At 70.2% G+C, this 19309-nt stretch carries 13 protein-coding genes; 7 read left to right on the top strand and 6 right to left on the bottom strand.

Annotated features, from left to right (window positions below):
* Positions 1–212: 212 nt before the first annotated feature.
* The 5 genes from FHS42_RS27690 to FHS42_RS27670 all read right to left on the bottom strand — a co-directional run bounded on the left by FHS42_RS27690 (position 213) and on the right by FHS42_RS27670 (position 7436).
* The gene (locus FHS42_RS27690; protein WP_184576672.1) at positions 213–1085 is read right to left on the bottom strand and encodes a polysaccharide deacetylase family protein; all 873 of its coding nucleotides are present in this window, start codon (positions 1083–1085) and stop codon (positions 213–215) included.
* A gap of 267 nt (positions 1086–1352) precedes the next feature.
* Positions 1353–2357 (bottom strand): SAM-dependent methyltransferase, encoded by a 1005-nt coding sequence (locus FHS42_RS27685; RefSeq protein ID WP_246495500.1) that lies wholly within the window; start codon positions 2355–2357, stop codon positions 1353–1355.
* Between the two features lie 343 nt (positions 2358–2700).
* Positions 2701–3729, bottom strand: coding sequence for a glutathione S-transferase family protein (locus tag FHS42_RS27680; protein WP_184576670.1), 1029 nt, complete (start codon positions 3727–3729; stop codon positions 2701–2703).
* Positions 3730–4139: 410 nt separating this feature from the next.
* A complete protein-coding gene (locus FHS42_RS27675) occupies positions 4140–4925 on the bottom strand; it encodes an IclR family transcriptional regulator (RefSeq protein WP_184576668.1) in 786 nt (261 codons plus the stop codon).
* Positions 4926–5135: 210 nt separating this feature from the next.
* A complete protein-coding gene (locus FHS42_RS27670; RefSeq protein WP_184576667.1) occupies positions 5136–7436 on the bottom strand; it encodes an MMPL family transporter in 2301 nt (766 codons plus the stop codon).
* 644 nt (positions 7437–8080) lie between these two features.
* On the opposite strand from FHS42_RS27670, the gene FHS42_RS27665 reads away from it, so the two are divergent.
* The 4 genes from FHS42_RS27665 to FHS42_RS27650 all read left to right on the top strand — a co-directional run bounded on the left by FHS42_RS27665 (position 8081) and on the right by FHS42_RS27650 (position 14452).
* Positions 8081–9565, top strand: coding sequence for an MFS transporter (locus FHS42_RS27665; RefSeq protein ID WP_184576665.1), 1485 nt, complete (start codon positions 8081–8083; stop codon positions 9563–9565).
* A gap of 82 nt (positions 9566–9647) precedes the next feature.
* Entirely contained in the window at positions 9648–11246 is a 1599-nt protein-coding gene (locus tag FHS42_RS27660; RefSeq protein WP_184576663.1) for a thiamine pyrophosphate-dependent enzyme, read from the top strand.
* Between the two features lie 49 nt (positions 11247–11295).
* Positions 11296–12753: a benzaldehyde dehydrogenase gene (locus FHS42_RS27655; RefSeq protein WP_184576661.1), complete on the top strand. Its 1458-nt coding sequence runs from the start codon at positions 11296–11298 to the stop codon at positions 12751–12753.
* Between the two features lie 313 nt (positions 12754–13066).
* Complete coding sequence (locus FHS42_RS27650; RefSeq protein ID WP_221476945.1) at positions 13067–14452, top strand: MFS transporter; 1386 nt, start codon at positions 13067–13069, stop codon at positions 14450–14452.
* A gap of 131 nt (positions 14453–14583) precedes the next feature.
* Here FHS42_RS27650 and FHS42_RS27645 read toward each other — a convergent pair whose 3' ends face one another.
* Entirely contained in the window at positions 14584–16329 is a 1746-nt protein-coding gene (locus tag FHS42_RS27645; RefSeq protein ID WP_184576659.1) for an IclR family transcriptional regulator domain-containing protein, read from the bottom strand.
* A 248-nt stretch (positions 16330–16577) separates the two neighbouring features.
* Between FHS42_RS27645 and FHS42_RS27640 the strand changes: the two genes are divergently transcribed.
* From FHS42_RS27640 to FHS42_RS27630, 3 genes are all read left to right on the top strand, one after another.
* Entirely contained in the window at positions 16578–17396 is an 819-nt protein-coding gene (locus FHS42_RS27640; protein WP_184576657.1) for a CoA transferase subunit A, read from the top strand.
* Between the two features lie 5 nt (positions 17397–17401).
* Complete coding sequence (locus FHS42_RS27635; protein ID WP_184576655.1) at positions 17402–18046, top strand: 3-oxoacid CoA-transferase subunit B; 645 nt, start codon at positions 17402–17404, stop codon at positions 18044–18046.
* A gap of 72 nt (positions 18047–18118) precedes the next feature.
* Positions 18119–19309: a thiolase family protein gene (locus tag FHS42_RS27630; protein ID WP_184576653.1), complete on the top strand. Its 1191-nt coding sequence runs from the start codon at positions 18119–18121 to the stop codon at positions 19307–19309.

The following is a 19309-nucleotide window of genomic DNA, read 5'->3' as shown; positions in this document are numbered from 1 at the left end:
CACGGTGCGGGCTCCCTGGGAGCAGGCGTAAGCACCGAGATGGCGACGGTGCAGCGAGCCGGGGGCGTACGGGCGCGAGCGCGGGCCGACAGCGGAAGGTGCGCCCCCTCCCCCGCATTCACCTAATACGCCCCTTCGGATGCGCCCCCGACACGGCTCGCCCCGCGCGTCGGCCCGGCAGGCGGGCACAGGGCGGCACAGATCAGCACGGGTCAGATCGGGCCGCGGGCGTGCGTCAGCGCGTAATGCTGGGCGATCTCGTCGCTGGTCGTGAGCCAGATTCCGGGGTGTTGCACGATGTAGTCAAGCGCCTGCACCACATACTTATGGCGGAATGGCTGGTTGATGATGAACGGGTGGAGCGCCAGCGACATGACCCGTCCGCTGTCTGCCGATTCGGCGTAGAGCTGGTCCAACTGGTCCTTGACGATCTGGAGGAAATCCGGTCCGCTGAGGCTTTGGCCGACGAACAAGCTGATGTCATTGAGCTCGATGGGATAGGGGACGCTCAACATCTCGGGCACGTTCAGCCAGTACGGCTGGTCGTCGTTGGCCCAGTCAAGGACGTAGCCCAACCCCAACTCGGCCAGGAGCGCCGGGGTGTAGAAGGTTTCGGTGAGCGCGGGACCCAGCCAGCCGCGCGGCCGGTGGCCGGTGGCCTTGTCGATGGTGTCGATGACGTCGGCCAGATAGGCGCGCTCCGCGTCAGGGGTCATGTCGGCTTGCAGGATGGAATTGTTCTTGCCATGGGCGATCCAGGCCCAGTGTCGAGCGCGGCCCGCTTCGATGATCTGTGGGTAGCGCGCGCAGACATCGGAGTTGAGCATCACACTGGCGCGCAAGGGGTACCGGTCAAGGCTGTCGATCAGTCGCCAGATGCCCACCCGGGGCCCGTAATCCCGCCAGCCGTGGTTCAGGGGATCGGGGGCCAGCTCCGCAGTGCTGGGGGAAATGCTCAGCGAGGGGCGACCGAGCTGGTAGTGCTCGACGTTCACCGCGACGTAGAAGGCGATGCGAGCACCTCCCGGCCAGCGGATGGGCTCGCGCCCGACGATCGGGCTGTAGTCGTAAGGCGGATTGTCCATGCGTGCTTACCTTGTCGTCGCCGCGTGCGGGGTGCTCAGTGTGCCTGCTCCAGTGTCGTCACCGGCGCGGCTGGGTCGGCTGGGTCGGCTGGGTCGGCTAACTGGCAAGCGTGGCGGTGCAGATGGCAGGGGTGCCCGTCGTTGCATCGACGTGAGACGGGCAGCTCGGCGTTGTCGGTCGCCCCACGCTCGGTGGTGGCCTGGCGGCGTGCGCACGCGTGCCGGCCAGCGCTTGGGCAGGGCCGGCACGCCCGGTCGTACGGCGACTTACTGCTCCGGCGTACGCAGCAACAACAGGTGATATTCCATGAAGTCCCGACAGAAGCGACGGTAGGGGTCCATCAACAGATCTGTTCGGGCCGTCATCTCCTTGCCGTAGCGCTCCTCGATCTCCGCGCGCCGGTCCTGGTAGACGATGCCCATCACTTCGCTGGTGAGGACCATGTTCGCGGTCATGTTCTGCACCTTCAGGACCTCAAGTCCCGCGTCCTGTACCTCGGCCAGCAGCGTGTTGAACGTTGTCGGAGGCGGACTGGCCCATAGCTGGCTGAAGGCGGCCACCTCCTTTGCGCCGGGCGTGCCGCGTTGGAAGAACTCCGTCAGCAGCAGGTGCCCGCCCGGTCGGATGACCCGCCGTGCCTCGCGCAGGCCAGCGGGCCGGTCGGACAGATGGGCGAAGCAGTCGATGGACCAGGCGGCGTCGAAGGTGGCATCCGCGTACGTCAGGTCCATGGCGTTGCCGCGCGTGAACGTGACGCGCTCGCCGAGCCCCGCCGCACGCGCCCGCTCGTGGCACTGGTCGAGTTGGCTGCGGCTTACGGTCACTGCGGTGACCCGCGCGCCGGAGCGCTGAGCCAGCCGCAGGGCCGGGCCGCCGGTGCCACAGCCGATGTCGAGGAGGTTGGCGTCGGAGCTGGGGGCAAGGGTGTCGATGAGAAAGTCGGTTTGGCGCTCCTGCGCGAGATCGGACAGATCAACGAGGGACGTCATGCGCGTGGGCACGTCGTGCGGTACGAACATGCCCACGTGCACGGCGGCGCCGCCGAGCGTCATGGCGATCATGTCGCCGAACTCGTCGTACATGGCGCCGACCTCGTCGGGGGTCGGGGCCACGGGTGCTTCCGTGGTGGGCGCTTCGGCAGCGGTCGCTGGCGTCTCGGCGACGTTCGTGGTTGTTCGGTCGGTGTTCGCGGTATTCGCGGGCGTCTGGGCGGCGGTTGTGGGCGTGTTGTTGGGGGTTTCCGTGTCGCAGGGTGCGTCGTGGTCAGCCATGGCCGTCATGAGTCCCTTCAGCAGCAGAGTGCTGCTGAAGCAGCAGCACACACGGGGATGCGGTGGTGTGGGCGCCTATGAGGAGGGGCTGGGCCAGCGGTGGATCGGGCCTCGCGTAGGTGTGGGCCGCCCCCGCCCAGCGCTCCCGCCGCGCGAATCGCGTCCGCGGGCTCGCACGGTGGTGCCCCGATCCATCACCATCAGCGTCCCACTCGCGCCGCTCGTTGTCTGCGTGCAGCCCGTGCGCGATGGCGGCTGGGCCCGCGGAGTCGGCCCGCGTGCGCCGGCCCGGCGCTTGTGCGGCGTCCGGCGCTTGTGCGGCGTCCGGCCTGCCGCAGGCCCGTCAGGGGCGTCCTGCCGCGCTGACCTCTTCGCCCGCGGGCACCGAGCCTGGGGGCGTGCCGTCGCCGAAGGGGCTGCCGCCGAGTTCCGCACGGTGGTGCGGCGTCAGCCACTGGGCGAGGGTGGGCCCGAGCGCGACGATGCCGGTGGGGTTGATGCCCGTATGCACCTGGTAGTAGTGCCGCTTGATGTGGTCGAAGTCCACGGTGTCCCCGAAGCCGGGTGTTTGGAAGAGGTCCCGTGCGTAGCCCCACAACACCCGGTCTTCGGCCAGCTTCCACCGGTTGCACTTGAAGTGGCCGTGGTAGACGACATCGAAACGGACCAGCGTCGTGAACAGCCGAATATCGGCCTCGGTGAGGGAATCGCCGACCAAGTACCGGCGGTCGGCGAGGCGCGCCGCTACCTCCTGTAGCCGCTGGAACAGGGCCAGGCACGCCCGTTCATAGGTGGCCTGGTCCGTGGCGAAGCCCGCCTTGTACACACCGTTGTTGATGTCGCGGTAGATTCCCGCGGCGACCTCGTCGATCTCCTCTCGAAGCGCGACGGGATACAGATCCGGCACTCCGGGCCGGTGCAGCGCGGTCCACTCGGTGGCCAGATCGAGCGTGAGCTGCTGATAGTCGTTGGTGACCAACCGACCGCTGGATTCCTCCACGATGGCGGGCACGCTCACCCCGCCCGGGTATCCCGTCTCGCGCGCGTCGTATGCCTCGCTGAGGAACCGGATGCCGAGCACCGGGTCGCGGCCATCGGGGTCGAGTGTGAACCGCCAGCTTCGGTCATCTTGCAACGGGTCGGTGATGGCCATGGACAGGGCGCCTTCCAGGCCCAGCAACCGGCGCGAGATCACCGCTCGGCTGGCCCAGGGGCAGGCCCGGCTGACGACCAGCCGGTAGCGGCCGGCCTCGACGGGCCAGCCGTCCCTGCCATCAGCCGTGATGCGGTCGGTGAAATGACTCGCCGAGCGCTTGAACGGCTTCTTCCCGTACGCGGTGTTGCCCTGCTGTTCGTTCGCGGTGCCGCCCATCACGCCACTCCTTGTCGATCGCCTGCCCGAACGCGGCCGTACCGTGACCGGATGGGCCAGATGGGCCGGGTGGGCCGGTGAGCGACCTGGCCGCGCGCACCCGGCCGGGGCCCCTGGCCGCGGCCGGCGGTGCGATCCGTCCGCGGGGCGGTGCGTACAACCTGTCGTACGAAGGTCGGCACCCGGCGTCGATACGGGAACACCTGCCGCGTACCCCACTTCGGCCCCTCGACTCCCACCCGACACAGGGCATACGGTCCCGGGCCAGCACATCGCCCTGCCGCGGTTGCGTCGCCCGTCCCAGGGCATCGGCCGCACCGCCCCTACGCATCTGCCAGACCGGCACCCGTGCGCTCACGAATGAGCGCCGCGCACCTCGCCCGGCGGCTTGCCGCTCCGGGGCGCGGCTTCTAAAGTTCGCTCCCGATCGCCTCGGCCGTCTCGCGGAGCAAGGGCGCTATGCCGGCGGCGCGGTCAGCACCGAGGCGGGTGCTGGGCGCGGAGATCGTCACCGCGGCGACGCACACGCCCTCTCGATCCCGCACCCCCACGCCGATGCCGTGCACATCGGTCACGCTCTCATCGATGTTGAGCGCATAGCCGCGGCTACGGCAGGCCGCGAGGTCTTTTTCCAGTGCGTCGAGGTCCCCCACCGTCGCCGAGGTCAGCCGCTCCAAGCCGTGCGGGTAGCTCATGCGCACCGTTTCCCAGGGCAGTTCCGCCAACTGCGCCTTGCCGCCCGCCGTCGTGTAGGCCGGCAACCGGTCCCCCGTTCGCGGTGCGACGCGCAGCGGATGCGGGCCCTCCACGCCGTCCAGGAACACCGCGTCGGGGCCGTCGAGTTGGAGCAGATTGCTGGTTTCGGCCGCTGCATCCCGCAGCCGTTCCAGGTGGGGTCGGGTGATGCGGACCAGTTCCCGGGTGCCGATGCGTCTACGGGACTCCACAGCCGCCCGGCCCTGTGCCAGGCCCAGCAGTACCGGACCCAGTCGGTAATGCCGACCGCCGGGCACCTGCTCGACGAATCCGTGGCCGCGCAGGGTGGACAGCAGCCGATGCGCGGTGGAACGGGCGACGCCCAGATGGTCACTGACGTCCGTCACCCGGACCGTGTCGCGGCCACCCAAATAGACCAGCGTGCGTAGCGCATTCGCCACGGAGCTTGCGCCGTAGACATCATCCAAGGAGTTCTGCATAACAGAATCCTATCCAGTGATGTTCTGCTAGGCAGAAGTGCGTGCCGGCCCCGGGGCACGCCGGGCTGCGGGCGGCGGGGCGGCGGACTGCCGGGCGCGGACTGCCGGGCGGCGGGCTGCGGGCCGATGGGCCCTCCCGTACGGCCCCGAGTCGGCCATGCGGGACGGCCAGCAGCCGGGGGCGCCGCGAGTGGCGGCACCCCCGGGAGCTCAGCCCCGGCCCCGTGCGCCCACGCGCGGCGCACATGCGGTGTCGTCGGTTGGCGCTTCGGTCTCGGTCTCGGTGGCGGTGCGGGGGTCGGATTCGGAGAGCCCCACGCGGGCGTGCAGCCTGCGCAAGACGGTCGGTGCGTACCACGCGGCGCCGCCCAGTAGCCGCATGGCGGCCGGCACCAAGACGCCCCTGACCAGCACCGCGTCGATGACGATGGCGAGGCCGCTGCCGAGGCCGAACATCATCAAGAAGCTGATCTGGCTCGTACCGAAGGCAAAGAAGCTCACCGAGAGCAATCCGGCAGCCACCGTCACGATGCGGCCCGTCCTAGCGAGGCCCTCGGTCACCACGCGCTCCCCCGTTACCCCCGCGTCGCGCAGCTCCTTCATGCGGCTCGTCACGAAGACCTCGTAATCCATGGACAGTCCGAATGCCACGCACAGCAGCAGCACCGCCATCGAGGTGTCCAACGGTTGTGCGGTGAAGCCGAGCAGCGACGAGGCGTGTCCGTCCGCGAAGATCCATGCCATGACTCCCAGTGCCGCGGCCAGGCTGATGGCGTTGAGCGCCAGCGCGCGCAGTGGTTGCACCACGCTCCCGGTGAACAAGAACAGCAGCACGAACGTCGTCAGCACGATCAGCCCGCCCGCCATGGGCAACCGGGAGCTGATGGCGTGTATGGAGTCAACGAGCTGCGCGTCCTGACCGCCCACCAGCACGCCGGACCCCGATGGTGCGTCCACCGCACGGACCTCACGCACCAGGCTCTGTGCGGAATCCGACTTTGGCTCGTACGTGGTAACGACCACCAGGCGTTGCGCATCGGGGCGAGCCAGCGCCTTCGCGCCTGGGGTCGGCCCCTGCGCGGCGCCTGCCCGGTAGCTGCCGGCGCTGGTGTCCACCCGGACAACGCCGTCGAGCTGCGACAGTTGTTGGGCGTAGGCCCGCAACGGGCCGTCTGCGACGGGGGCGGTCGTGATGACCTGGAGGGCGTCGCTGTCGTTTTCGGGGAAGTCGCGCTGCATCTGTGTCGCCACCTGCCGGCTCTGCGCGCTTTCCGGCAGCACCCGCTCATCCGCGGTGCCGAACGAGACGCCGAGCAGTGGGCTGGCCGCGAGGAGCAGCACCGCGAGCACGGGCAGCGCGGTCCACGCCGGGCGGCGCATCACCACCGCGGCCAACTTGCCCCACACGGGGGCATCGGCGCGGTGGACCGCCGAGGTGAAGGGCACGCGCCCCTTGTTCACCCGGTGCCCCAGCACGGCGAGCAACGGAGGTATGACGAACAGGGCGCTGAGAACCGCCATGACCACCACGCCGATGCCCGCATACGCGAACGAGCGAAGGAAGAACGGCGGAAACATCAGCAGGGCGGCGAGCGCGGCAACCACCGTCGCCGCGGAGAAGACGATCGTGCGCCCGGCCGTACGCACGGTGCGCTGCAACGCCTGCGGCACCTGCGATCCGGCGGCCAGTTCCTCATGGAAGCGGCTGACCAAGAGCAGCGCGTAATCGATGCCGAGCCCCAGCCCAAGGGCGGTGGTCAGGTTGATGGAGAAGACCGAGACATCGGTGAGGCTGCCGAGCACGAACAACTCGGCGAAGGTGCCGACGATGGCCACGAGTCCCACGACCAGCGGCAGCAGGGCCGCGACGAAACTGCCGAAGACCAGCGCCAGCAGGATGAGGGTCACAGGGATGGCGATGGCTTCCGCTATCGCCAGGTCCTTGCCTACCTGCCCGGTGATGTCGTTGCTGGCTGCGGCGGCTCCACCCGCCTGCACGCTGACGCCGCCGCTGTCGCCGCCGTACTCGCTGATCAGCTTGTCGGCCCGGTCCCCGCGTTCGCCGTCGTCGCCCTTCACATGGGCGACGACCAGCGCCTTTCGGCCGTCCTTGGAGGTCAGCGCCGCGCCGCCGGGGTCCCACGAGGACCTCACTTGGGAGACGGTGGGGTCACCTCGCAAGCCCGCGGCGATGGCGCGGCCCCGCTCGGCGACGGTCGGTGCATCGGCTCTGTTGGAGGTGTTGGAGCTGTTGAAGCTGTTGGGGCTACTGGCACCCGGTGCGCCGCCCGCTGCCTGGACGAGGAACACCAGGTTGGTCTCCCCGTCGAACTTCTCATCGATGACGGACTCGGCATGGGTAGAGGCGGCATTTGGATCATCGAAACCACCACCTTGCAGCTTGCCGAACGCGCCCATTCCCACGGCTGCCATGGCCACCACGGTCAGGGCGCCAAGCACCAGCATGAGCCGGGCCCTGCGCAGGGCCACATCGGCGATCCAGGTAAACATTCAGCTCCACCTCCTCAACGGCTACGACGACGATTTATCTGGCATGGCCATCACAGGGGAGGTGTCCGCGGCGGCAAGAGGCCCGAGGCTGTTTCCGGCAGTCCCAGCAGCCCCAGCAGGCCAACCGGCTAGCGCGCGGGCGCCAGTGGTACGCGGCGGGGGCCGCGGAGCGGACCCCACTTCTCCCGTGCGCCGCTGCCTTTGACCAGCGGCCTGGCGGTCCACCGAACGAGAGGTGCCCGCGCCACGCCGACGCCTTGCGCCCACCCCCGTAAGTGGCGAGTAGCACTATCCATAATAGACAGTGGCACTCGCCAATAGCTACTCGCCTCCGGAACATCCCGGCCCGGCAGGGAAGTAACCACCCCCATCGCGGCGTATGACAGGGAATAGATTCCGCATAGCAGAAAGTGCGCCGTCCACCATTCCGCTGTGCAGAGCACATGCCTAAATTGAAGGCCCTCGCCCCACGGTTACGGCCAGTCGGTGCAGCGACCATGGCGCCGCACGGAACGGCTTACGGGGCAGGGTCCTGCGGCTTTGGCCAGGACGACACAGCAGCGGGGTGGCACGGCGGGGTTCGCGGTACTGCACGCAGGCCGCTTTCCCGGCCGCGGGCCGCCCACCCAGCAAGGAGACCCTCGATGAAGGCTGTACCTGAAGACGCCCCGGCCCCAGGCCCGGTCGCAAGCGAGGGGGCCGATCAGGCCGCGGGCACCGGCTCACGCCGTCTGCGGCCGTGGCACACCCTGTGGTTCGTGCTGCTCCTGGGCTGGACGGTCAGCGCCGCCGACCGCGCCGTCACCGGCCCGGTGGTCTCCTGGATGATCGACAACGGTGTGGGGTTCTTGGCGGACACCGATAACCCGCACGCGCTGGGCGGGCTCATCGGTGGCCTCTTCTTCGCGGGGTACATGCTCACCCAGTTTCCCGGCGGCTACCTCGGCGACCGCTACGGGCATCGCACGCTCATCGTGGTGAGCCTGCTGTGGGCCGGGGTGGCCACCATCCTCACCGGCTTTCTGGGCGGGCTGACCGCGTTCATCGTCGTTCGCGTGGTCACCGGACTCGGTGAGGGTGCCTTCTACTCCAACGACCGCACCCTGATCACCGCCGTCACTCCGGAGCGAAACCGCAGCCTGGGCATGGGCGTGGTCATCACCGGGCTCGCCTTCGGCATCACGATCGCCACCGTCTGCACGCCCCACTTCATCGATGTGGGCAAGGTGTTCTTGCCCGACGTCGAAGCCTGGCGGATGGCGTTTTGGATTCTCGGTGTCGCGACCTTGCTCGTCGGCCTCCTCACCACCTGGTACTTCCGTACCCATCTGCGGCTACGCACCGTTGGCCGGGCGGCCTTGCACCTGGGCGGCTATTCCCTCGTATCGCTGGTCCTGATCATGGCCGTCTATCTGATCGGCGACCGACTGGGCCTGTCCGATCTATGGATCGCCGTCCTTGAGGTCGTACTCGCCGCCGGTCTCGTCCTGTTCGCGCTGGCCCGCAAGGGTGAAGAACTCGGTCCGGTACTCAAAAACCGCGATCTCTTTCTTCTCTACCTCGCCAACATCGCGATCCTGTGGAACCTGTGGTTCTTCAGCTTTTGGTCCGTGTCGATCGTCGCGGGCGCCGCGCACTCGTCCTTCGCGAGCGCCGCGCTCACCGCCGGATTCAACGCGGGTGCGGGCATCCTCGGCTTTCCCGCTGGCGGTCTGCTCTGCGACTACGGGGTGCGGCGCGGCTGGAACCGTAAAACGATCATGTTGAGCTTCACCGGCGTACAGGCCGTACTCACCCTCGCCTTCGCCTGGTACCTCAGCGCCGCAGACAAGCCCTCGCTATGGGTGATGGGTGTACTGCTGTTCACCACCAGCCTCTTCTTCAACGCCCTGCAACCCGTGGGCCATGCGCTCACCGCCGACCTGGCCCGGCCGGAACTGCGCGGCTCCGCCTTCGGCATGCAGAACCTGATCGGCGAGACGGGCGCCGTGTTGTCGCCGGCCGTTGGCGGCGTGTTGCGGGACTCCACCGGCAGTTGGACCGCGGCCGTCTGGCTGGATGCCGGGATCGTCGTCGTCGGGTTCTGCCTGCTCTCCCAGGTCCGCGCCGCGCGGACGACACCGAGTTGAGTCCGCTCACCTCTTGGACTTGGTCAACTCTTCACAACCGCACCCGGACAACCACCGGGTAGGGAAAGGAAACACCGCCACGATGCGCACTGTTCGCGATGCCGCCTTCGACGTCATGCGCCACCACGGCATGACCACCATCTTCGCCAACCCGGGCTCCACAGAGGTCGCGCTGCTCGCCGACCTACCCGATGACCTCGACTTCATCCTCGCACTCCACGAGGGGTCGGTGGTGGGCGCTGCCACCGGCTGGGCGATCGTGCGCGATGCGCCCGCGCTGGTCTTGCTGCACACCACCGCCGGGCTCGGCAACGCCGTGGGAGCCCTGGCCACCGCGCGGGTCAACCGCGCGCCCCTGGTGGTGCTGACCGGCCAGCAAGATCGACGCCATCTGGCCCAAGAGCCCTTCCTCGCCGGCAAGTTGGAGGGCTTGGCAGGCGACTATCCGGTACGGGTGGAGACCCCGCTTCGAGCGCAGGACGTGCCCGGAGCGATTGGCCGGGCCGCACACGCCGCCCGCACCCAGCGCGGTCCGGCCCTCGTCATCGTGCCCATGAACGACTGGGCCGAGCCCGCCGATGACCTGCCCATCCCCGCCCCCGCCACCCTTCGGCAGGCCACCGCGGCCGACCCGGAAAGCGTCGCGCAACTCGCCCACCTCCTGCACGGAGCCCGCTCCCCCGCACTGGTCGCCGGTGCCGCAGCGGACACCGCGGCGGGCTGGGAGGCGCTCACCGCGCTGGCCGAGCGGTTGAACTGCCCCGTATGGCAGGAGTCGTTCGGCGCGCGCGCCGGCTTCCCCCAGCAGCACCGACTCTTCGCCGGGCACCTGCCGGCCGACCGCGCCCGGCTGCGGGACACTCTCGCCCCCTACGATGTAGTGCTCGCCATCGGCGCCCCGATGCTGCGTCAGTACGCCTATGTACCAGGCCCGTTGGTGCATCCTGGCACCCGTCTTGCGCTGGTCACCGACGATCCCAATGAGGCCCACCGCGCCCCTGTCGAGCTCGCCGTCGTGGCCCCGCTGCCCGCCTTGTGCGCGGCGCTCGCGGCCCAGGTTCCCGCCCGTGACCAGGCCCCTGAGATCCCTGAGCGCGCCCAGCCGCCTGCGCCCCCGCGCCCCGGCGAGGCGCTGCGTGCGGCGCACGTGTTGGCCGCGCTCGCCGAGCGACTGCCTGCCGACACGGTGTTGGTTGAGGAGACCCCCTCCAGCCGCCCCGATTTGCACGCCCTCATTCCGGCCCGGCAGCCGCTCGGTTTCCTCAGCGCCGCGATGGGGGGCCTGGGCTTCGCCCTTCCCGCGGCCATCGGCATCCGCATGGCAGCGCCACACCGCCCGGTGGTCGCCGTCGTCGGTGACGGCTCCTCGCTCTACCAGATTCAGGCGCTGTGGACCGCCGCCCACTATGGCGTCGGCGCCGTCTTCGTCGTACTGGCCAACAGCCGGTACGCAATCATGGACCGGCTCGCCGAGAAGCAGGGCGGCAAGGCCCCCTGGCCCGCCTTCGAGGAGGTGAGCGTAGGCTCGCTCGCCGAGGCCCTGGGTTGCCCGGCCCGCCAGATCACCCATTACGACAATCTGATCAGCGAGCTAGATTCCCTGGTCACGACGTTCGAAACGCGCGCGGAGCCGCTCGTTCTTGAGGTCGTCGTCGAGCCTGATCCGACATTTCAGCCATGATGCCGATCCTCGTCGTCCGCGTACGCCCCCGCTCAGCAAGGAGTGTGTGATGTCCCTTCTCGACCCCACCGTCTGGTCCGGCATGATCGGCATCGGCGGCTGGACCCCCGCCACGGGCGGTCAGGTCTCCGTCGTCGAACCGGCCACCGGCAACACCTTGGAGCGCATCGGTTCCGGGCGCGCCGAGGACATCGCCCGCGCCACCGCACGGGCCGCCACGGCCCAGCAGCAGTGGGCCGACACCCCCTACACCGAGCGGGCCGCGATCATGCGCCGCGCGGGCGACCTGTTCACCGAGCGTGCCGAGGAGATCCACGGTTGGTTGATCCGCGAGGCGGGCAGCGTCCTCGGCAAGGCCGAGTTCGAGACCACCCTGGCAGCGCAGGAGTGCTACGAGGCGGCGGCCCTGGCGTCCCGCCCGTTCGGTGAACTGTTGCCCTCCGCCCAACCGCGCCTGAGCATGGTGCGCCGCACACCGGTCGGGGTGGTTGGCGTCATCGCGCCGTTCAACGCCCCGTTGGTGCTGGCCACCCGCTCGGTGGCGCCTGCGCTCGCCCTTGGCAACGCGGTGGTGCTCAAGCCGGACCCGCGCACGGCGGTTTGCGGTGGTGTGGCCGTGATGCGGGTCTTCGAGGAGGCCGGGTTGCCCGCGGGCGTCTTGGCCATGGTGCCTGGTGGGCCCGAGGCCGGGCAGGCCCTCGTCACCGATCCGCACACCCGGGTGATCTCCTTCACCGGATCGACGGCGGCCGGGCGCAAGGTCGGGGCCGCAGCGGCCGAGCACCTCAAGCGCGTCCATCTGGAGCTCGGCGGCAACTCGGCGATCATCGTGCTGCCCGACGCCGACGTGGAGCGCGCGGTGTCCACCGCGGCCTGGGGGTCCTTCTTCCACCAGGGGCAGATCTGCATGACCACCGGGCGCCATCTGGTGCACGAGTCGATCGCCGACGAGTACGCCGAGCGCCTTGCGCACAAGGCGGAGCAGCTCACCGTTGGCGACCCGACCCGCCCTGAGGTGGCTCTCGGCCCGATCATCGACGCCACCCAGCGCGACAAGATTCACTCGCTGGTGACCGCGAGTGTCAAGGGTGGCGCCCGGCTGGCCGCCGGTGGTACCCACGAAGGTCTTTTCTACCGTCCAACGGTCCTCACCGAGGTCACCGGCTCCTCCCCGGCTTACACCGAGGAGGTCTTCGGCCCGGTCGCACCGGTCCGCGCGTTCCGTGACACCGACGAGGCGGTGGCCATGGCCACCGAGAGCGAGTACGGACTTTCGCTGGGCATCCTCACCCGCGATGTGATGCGGGGCCTGCACCTGGCCGAGCGCATACCCACCGGCCTGGTCCACATCAACGACCAGACGGTCAACGACGAGGCGCTCGCTCCCATGGGCGGTGTCGGCGCATCGGGCACCGGTGCCCGCTTCGGCGGTGCGGCCAACATCGAGGCATTTACGGACACCCGCTGGATCACCATGCGTGCGCAGGAGGCCCAGTACCCCATCTGACCTGCACACACACCGGCCGGGCGCATCCTGTACGCAAGGGGCGCCCGGCCGTTTGTGCGCCCGGCCATGCGCCGCACTGGTTCGCCCTTGGTGCCAAGCGCCGGCTCGGTGGGCCACGCGCCCGTTCGCGGCGAGCAGGCCCGCGTCGCCGCCGGGTAAGTGGCCGCTTCGCTGAGGCCGTCGCCGGAATGTGTCCGGCCGCGACCGTTGACACCCGGACAACTCCCCCGGACACTCATGCCACCTCACTCAGTGAAGTGAAGTTCACTATGCGAACGCACAGTGTTGTGCACGCGTACCCCCAAGGACGGACATGACCTCCACCGGAAAACCGGACCAGCAAGCGCAGCCCACCGGCCGCCCACCGCACAGCCTGCGCACCGTGTTCCCCGTTCTCGCCCTGTGCTGGCTGGCCGTGTTCTTCGACGGCATGGACGTCACCATGTACGGCGCCGTCATGCCTCATCTGCTGGACGACACCGGCCTCGGCCTGACCTCGTCCACCGCCGGCACCATCGGCAGTTGGACCACCTTCGGCATGCTCATCGGCGCGCTGGTCACGGGAAACCTCACCGACTGGCTGGGCCGCAGGCCCCTGCTGATCGGCAGTGTGGCGCTGTTCTCGCTGGGCTCCGCGCTGTGTGCGGTGGCTGAGACCGCCACCCTGTTCGGCGCCGGGCGATTCGTTGCGGGGCTCGGGCTCGGGGGCCTGATGCCGCTGTGCCTGGCGATGATCTTGGAGTTTGCGCCACCGGGGCGCGCGGCACTGACCACCGGGCTGCTGATGACCTCGTACCACGCCGGCGGCATGGTGGCCACGGCACTCGGCATGACGGTGGCCCCGGCCTGGGGCTGGCGCTGGGTGTTTTGGGCCGGTGTGTTGCCCGCGCTGATCGCCACCCCCTTGCTGCTCAAGCTACTGCCCGAGTCGCCGGGGGTGCTGCACGCCTGGGGCAAGCAATCCCAGGCCGCCCAGGTGGCCGGCCGCTATGGGCTGCCCGCGCCCGGCGCGGCGCAGACCCCCGCCGGCGGGGCGCAGGGCCGCTGGAGCACGGTCCTGGCCCTGTTCAGGCCCGAGGTCCGCTGGGCGACACCGCTGTTGTGGCTCGCCTCCTTCAGCGGTCTGCTGCTGGTGTACGGGGTGAGTACCTGGCTGCCGCAGTTGATGCGGGCAGCGGGTTACGGCCTGACCTCGTCGGTCAGTTTCCTGCTGGTCATCAACGCGGGCGGCATCGTCGGCATGCTCATCGCGGGGCGCGCCGCCGACCGGTTCGGCGCCGTCAGGATCTCCGCGCTGTGGTTCGTGCTCACCGCTGCGGGTGCGCTCCTGCTCAAGGCGGACCTCCCGATGGCGGTGATGTACGCCGTGGTGGCCGTCACCGGTGTCTGGCTGTTCAGCGCGCAGGTGATGGTGTACGCGGCCACCGGCGCCGTCTACCAGGGGAGCGAACGGGCCGCCGGCCTCGGCTGGGTGACCGGCGTCGGGCGCACCGGCGCCGTGTTCGGGCCATGGCTCGGTGGTGCCTTGGCCGCGCACGGCAACGAGTCCTGGGGGTTCCCCGCGTTCGCCGCGGCCGGGCTGCTTGGCGCCGTCGCCATCGCGTTGGTTCCGTTGGCGACGCGGCTCGGCGGCACTTCGCACCGCGGCGGGGACCGGGCTGCGGCCGTGCCGCCATCGACGGCCCTGTCGGACGCCTGATCTGCGCCGGATACGTCTTGGCCTGTGTGGGGCCCGACTTGGCCTGCGGTGAACCCGGCGCGGGTTCGCTCCATCGCGCCGGGTACGCACTGCGCCCAGACCGCGGCGCAGGCAACCGGTCCGTACCGCGTTCAGATGGTGGGGATGCGCAGGAAGCGCTCGGCGATGTGCAGGTCGGCCTCGATGCGTTCGGCGGTGGTGCGCAGTGCGGGAAGGGCCTCGGTGAGGCACTCGTCAAGGGTGCGGCGGCTGGTGTGCATGGCCACGTTGACCGCGGCCACCGCCCGCCCATCCCGATCGCGTACGGGCACGGCCACGGAGCGCAGTCCCTCCTCCAACTCCTCGTCCACCAGGGCGTATCCCGACCGCTCCACGCTCGCGAGCACCGCGGCCAGGTCCACCGGGCGGGTGATGGTGTGCGGGGTCAGGGCCTGTGGCTGGGCGCGGGCGAGCCGGGCGGCGCGGTCGGCGGCTGGGAGATCGGCGAGCAGGACGCGTCCCATGGACGTCGCGTACGCGGGAAAGCGCGTGCCCAAGGTGATGTTGACGCTCATGACGCGGCTGGTGGCGACCCGCGCCGTATATCGGATGTCGTCGCCGTCCAGGACGGCCAGCGAAGCCGAGTCGTGCAGGCGCTGAACGAGCGAGGCCAGATGGGGCGCGACGATGTCGGGGAGGGTCGTGCGGGAGAGCGGCGGATAGCCAAGGGCCAGCACCCGTGGGGTGAGGCGGAAGGTGCCGCCTGCCGAGGTGACGTAGCCGAGGTGTGCCAAGGTGATCAGCGCGCGCCGCGCGGTGGCCCGGGCCAGGCCCGTGGCCGAGGCGATGGCGGTCAGCGGGAGTTCGGCCCTGCCTTCGTCGAAGGCGGTCAGCACGGTCAGCCCGCGCGCGAGGGACTCCACGAATTCGGCTCCGAGTTCCTGCTTGGAGGCGTTGGTCCAGTCGGCGAGCCCGGCGGCGGGCACGGACAGTACGGGAGCTGCCTGTCGCAGCGTGCGCTCCATGGCGCCCACCGTCTCGCGCGCGCGGGGCAGCACCGAGCGGCGCAGGGATACGGCGCTGTGCCTGCTGGTGTGGCTGACCACGCTCAGTGCGCAGGCGGGCCGCCCGTCCGGGGCGCGTACGAGCAGGCCAAGGGCGATCAGGCCGGGCTCAATTCGCTGGTCGTCCTCGGCCCAGCCGCGCCGGCCCGCCTGTGCCGCGCGCTCCTCGAAGGCCAGGCCATCCCCGTGACGGCCCCCGTGTGCGGGTGCCTGTGGCGCGGATGGGAGTACGGACGAGAACGCGTCGTTGCCGTCATTGGTTGCCCGGCGCTCGTGCCAGTGCGCCCACTGCTCGGCGGACCATTCGGCGGCGAACAGCGGCCCCGGGGCGGTGCGTTCGACGGGCAGCAGATCGCCGATGCGGAAGGTGAGCGACATGGCGCGCCGGCGAGTGGTCTGGTGGACGAAGCGGATTCCGTCGCCGTCCGGAACGGCGAGGGAGACCGACTCGTCCAGTTCCTCCGCGAGGTGTTCGGCCAGTGGCCCGAGCGGGCCAGGCAGCCCGAGCGCGGCCAGGTAGGCGTTGCCGAGCTCCATCAGGCGTGGAGCGAGCACGGCGGTGTACTGGTCCAGGCGCAGATAGTCCATGCGGGCCAGCGTGGCGACGACGCGGTCGGTGGTGGAGCGGGCGAGCCCGGTGCCGCGGACCAGGTCGCTGAGGCTGATGCGGCCACCCGCGTCGCTGATCGCGCGGAGCACGGCGATGCCGCGCATGAGCGGGCCGACTGCCTCGGCGGGTGGTGTGAGACCCGCCGGACCGGGCGGACCGGGCGGGGCGGGCTGACCAGGCGGGTCGGGCTGACCAGGCGGGCTAGCGGGGTGCAGGGCTGGCATCGGGCTCTCCGTGCGGATCTCATGGCCGCCATGAGCGCCCGGGCGGCGGGCGGACGACGGCGGGGGTGCGGTAGCGGAGCGTAGTCGCGGTGTGGTCGCCTGGGGGCGGCGGGGCGTTGACACATGTGCCGGGGGAACGCAAACTATGGGCACATCAATGAACTTTAGTTCATCTGGCGAACGTAGCGGTGTGGCGCCGCCCAGGCAACCCTCCGCGCGGCGTCAGCTCGGGACAAGGAACCCCCTGCATGGACAAAGTCAGAGCGACCGCCGCGGAGGCGGTCGATGACCTCCCGGAGCACGCCTCGCTGGCCGTTGGCGGATTCGGGCTCAGCGGCGTGCCGAACGTACTGATCGAGGCGGTACACGCACGCGGCGTCGGCGGGCTGAGCGTGGTCTCCAACAACTGCGGCGTGGACGGCGGGGGCCTTGGCATCCTCCTCGCCGCGGGCCGGATCGCCCGGGTCACCGGCTCCTACATCGGGGACAACCGGGAGTTCGCCCGCCAGTACCTCGGCGGTGAGCTGGAGGTGGAGCTGGTGCCCCAGGGGACGCTCGCCGAGCGGCTGCGCGCCGGCGGCTGCGGCATCCCCGCCTTCTACACCCCCGCCGGCGTCGGTACCCAGGTCGCCGATGGGGGGCTGCCCTGGCGCTACGCACCGAAGGCCGCCGCCGAAGCAGGGCTGAACGCTGCTGGGGCAGGGGCCGCGGAGGTGGCCAAGCCGTCGCCCGCCAAGGAGGTCCGCGAGTTCGACGGGCGCGCCTACGTCATGGAGCGCGCCATCACCACGGACTTCGCGCTGGTGCGGGCCGCCAAGGGCGATCGGCACGGCAATCTGGTCTTTCACCGCGCCGCCCGTAACTTCAATCCGCTGGCAGCGATGGCCGGCCGAGTGACGATCGCCGAGGTGGAAGAGTTGGTCGAGCCCGGTGAGCTGGACCCGGACGCGGTCCACGTGCCCGGCGTGTTCGTCCAGCGCGTGGTGGAGCTGACGCCTGAGCAGGCCGCGGCCAAGGGCATCGAACGGCGCACGACATCGGCGCCGGTGACACGAGGGACGGTGTGAGGCCGATGGCCTGGACGCGCGAAGAGATGGCCGCCCGGGCAGCCGCCGAGCTGACCGACGGGGCGTATGTGAACCTGGGAATCGGGCTGCCCACACTGATACCCGGCCTGCTTCCGGCCGGCGTGGATGTGGTCATCCATTCGGAGAACGGCATCTTGGGCGTGGGCCCCTACCCGGCGCCCGACGACGTGGACCCCGACCTGGTCAACGCAGGCAAGGAGACGGTCACCGTCTTGCCGGGTGCCGCGTTCTTCGACTCCGCGCTCTCCTTCGGAATGATCCGCGGCGGACATATCGATGTCGCCGTGCTGGGCGCCATGCAGGTGTCGGCCACCGGCGATCTGGCCAACTGGTCGGTGCCCGGCAAGCTAGTCAAGGGCATGGGCGGCGCCATGGACCTGGTGCACGGGGCCCGCCGGGTCATCGCCCTGACCGACCACACCGCCAAGGACGGCTCACCGAAGATCGTCGAGCGCTGCACGCTGCCGTTGACCGGCGCGGGGTGCGTCCACCGCATCATCACCGACCTGGGCGTCCTCGATGTGACCGACGCGGGTCTGCTCCTCGTGGAGTGCGCCCCTGGCATCACGCCCGCGGACATCCAGCAGCACACGGCCGCGCCCGTCCGCATCCCCACCGCCACCGCATGACCGGCCACCCGCACACCCCGCCACCCGCCGACGCCGGGGCTTGCTGGTCGGCCGTCCGTACCAGGAGTTGACATGAGTGATCGTCTGCGCGCTGTCTACATCGTCGATGCCGTACGCACGCCCATCGGCAAGTACGGCGGCGCCTTGTCCGGCGTACGCCCTGACGACCTTGCCGCCGGGGTACTGCGCGCCCTTGTCGGCCGCTCCACGGATTTGGACCCGGCCCGGATCGACGATGTGTTCTTCGGCAACGCCAACGGCGCCGGGGAAGAGAACCGGGACGTGGCCCGCATGGCCGTACTGCTGGCCGGCCTGCCGGTCACGGTGCCGGGCACCACCGTCAACCGGCTGTGCGGGTCCGGCATGGAAGCCGTCATCCAGGCCGCTCGTGCCATCGCGGTCGGTGACGCGTCGATCGCGGTGGCAGGCGGTGTCGAGTCGATGAGCCGCGCCCCGTGGGTGCTGCCCAAGCCCGCTCGCGGCTTCCCCGCCGGGCACCAGGAGTTGTATTCCACGACGCTGGGGTGGCGGATGGTCAATCCGCAGCTGCCCAAGGAGTGGACGGTCGCCCTCGGTGAGGGTGCCGAGCTGGTTGCCGACCGCTATGGCATCGACCGCGCCGCGCAAGATGCGTTCGCGCTTGCCAGCCACGAGAAGGCGGCACGCGCCTGGCAAGAGGGTCAGTACGACGCCGAGGTGGTCCCCGTGGAGGGGGTGGAGCTGGCTCGGGACGAGACCATCCGCGCCGACTCCAGCCTCGCGGCGCTGGCGAAACTGGGGCCCGTCTTTCGCCCGGACGGCACCGTGACCGCGGGCAACTCTTCGCCGCTCAACGACGGCGCCGCGGCGCTGTTGCTCACCGACGAGGACGGGCTGCGCGCCACCGGCCGCGAACCGTTGGCCCGGCTCGCCGCGTCGGCCGTCACCGGCGTGGAGCCGCAGTGGTTCGGCATCGGCCCGGTCACGGCCGTGCAGCGCGCGCTGCACAAGGCCGCCCGTAGCGCCGGCGAACTACGTACCGTCGAGCTCAACGAGGCGTTCGCCGCCCAAGCGCTCGCCTGCCTTGGCCAGTGGCCCGACCTGGACCCGGCCATCGTCAACCCGCGCGGCGGCGCCCTGGCGATCGGGCATCCGCTCGGCGCGTCCGGGGCCCGTATCACCGGCGCCGTCGCCCACCAGCTCGCCGCCGCGGGCTCCGGTACCGGCCTGGCCGCGCTGTGTATCGGCGTCGGCCAGGGCCTGGCCCTCGTTTTGGAGAGGTGA

This window comes from Streptomyces zagrosensis, assembly GCF_014203645.1.
Classification (GTDB): domain Bacteria; phylum Actinomycetota; class Actinomycetes; order Streptomycetales; family Streptomycetaceae; genus Streptomyces; species Streptomyces zagrosensis.
The sequence above is the reverse complement of the archived record's forward strand: the minus strand, read 5'-3'. Positions and strand labels throughout refer to the sequence as shown.